Genomic DNA, 1,552 nt, shown 5'->3' on the forward strand with positions numbered 1-1,552 from the left:
GGCCGCCCCTTCGTCGGAAACCGCCCCGGTCAAGACCTCGTCCTTGTCGGTGCCGTCATAGCCCTTGACGAAACTGTCGAAATCCTTTGCCGGTTTTGTATCGCCGAAATACCCCCAGGCGCGAGCGAATTCGTGCCGGCTGATGGCGCTGTAGAGCGAACGCACAACAGCATCGGCGCTCGACCGGTCGTCGACATAGGGCGTTTCGCGGGCATCTTCGGCTGCCAAGGTCGTTTGACCGATCGGGGCAAGGGAGAGAAAGGCAGTCGCTGCGAAAAGGGCGCATCTCATCGGGAACCTCCGCTCGATAAGAGGATTCTACGACGGCGATTGCGGCAACGTGGTGACGCGGCGTCGGCGGCCTTGAAAAATCCTGCACGAAGGCGCTACGTCGCGTCCGCCGGCGCTGGGCCGGGCAGGAGATTTGACGTGACGATATCGATGTATGAGGCATCCGTGCCGGTGTTTTCGGCCAGGCTGAAAGCGCTTTCCAATGTGCTTGCGACCGCCGAACAGAATGCGCTGGACCGCAAGATAGACCCGCAGGTTTTTCTGACGGCGCGGCTGGCGCCGGACATGTTCGCCTTGACCAGGCAGGTGCAGATCGCCACCGATCATGCCAAGGGCGCGCCGTCACGGCTCGCCGGCCGCGAAGTGCCGAAATACGAGGACAATGAGGCGAGTTTTGCCGATGTCCAGGCTCGCATCACGAAGACGCTCGACCTTCTCGCGACATTTTCGGCTGCCGAATTCGACGGCTCCGATGACAAGATCATCGAGCTGAAGCTTGGTGGACGCGAAAGCTCGATGCCCGGCCTGCAGTATCTGCTGCATGTGGCCATGCCCAACTTCTATTTCCATCTCACCACGGCTTACGACATCCTTCGCCACAATGGCGTACCGTTGGGCAAGGCGACGTTCCTGGGATCGCGCTAAGGAATTGAATTTTTTGGAGGTGTCCCGGACCGATCCGGGACATCCTGAACACCGGATGCAGCTAGCGAATGGACATTTCGCGGGCGATGCGGGGGAAGTCGGCCGGCTTGATCCCTATGTCGGCGCGGTCGGCATTGCTCATCGAATGAAGCAGCGCGAGCGCCGAGCGGTATCTCAGATGTTCCTGTGGCCGAGGCCGGGCGAACATTTCAGTGAAGAAACCCATGATTCAAGCCCCAAATTGGTCCTCCACGGCTGCCAATATAGGTGAATCGTGACAATTGTGCAGTGCAGCATTTGCATACCTGCCATGTCTTGGCGATTTTTTTCGCCATTTTCCGCAACCGGGTGAAACTTTTGCTGACGCGCATCGTAGCCTCGAATGCTGGCTGCATGGCTGCCACGAGGCGACGGCTAAATTCATTGAGATCGGTGCCATGCATTTTTAACGAGCCGGTTCTATGCTTCGATACCCGAATGGTCGGGCGAGGGGGAGGCTGACATCGCTACTGGCGCCAAGCGGGATTTCGCTTCGTTGCTCGACGACCTCTTCATCGCCCCCGACAAGAATGGCGAGGGCGAAGAGGCCGGCGCTCGTCCATCCATCCCGTTCGAC

General features: G+C 59.3%; 2 protein-coding genes and 1 pseudogene. 1 reads left to right on the plus strand and 2 read right to left on the minus strand.

Features of this window, described 5'->3' with window-relative positions:
- Positions 1-291: pseudogene (locus EN994_RS30700) on the minus strand (DUF1176 domain-containing protein); the annotation flags it as partial.
- 138 nt (positions 292-429) lie between these two features.
- On the opposite strand from EN994_RS30700, the gene EN994_RS30705 reads away from it, so the two are divergent.
- Positions 430-936 (plus strand): DUF1993 family protein, encoded by a 507-nt coding sequence (locus EN994_RS30705; RefSeq protein ID WP_063167831.1) that lies wholly within the window; start codon positions 430-432, stop codon positions 934-936.
- 61 nt (positions 937-997) lie between these two features.
- Here EN994_RS30705 and EN994_RS30710 read toward each other — a convergent pair whose 3' ends face one another.
- On the minus strand, positions 998-1,162 hold the full coding sequence (locus EN994_RS30710) for a hypothetical protein (protein WP_023810361.1): 165 nt from the start codon (positions 1,160-1,162) through the stop codon (positions 998-1,000).
- Between the last annotated feature and the right edge of the window lie 390 nt (positions 1,163-1,552).

The sequence above is a fragment of the Mesorhizobium sp. M7A.F.Ca.CA.002.09.1.1 genome (genome assembly GCF_003998555.1).
Lineage (GTDB): Bacteria > Pseudomonadota > Alphaproteobacteria > Rhizobiales > Rhizobiaceae > Mesorhizobium > Mesorhizobium ciceri.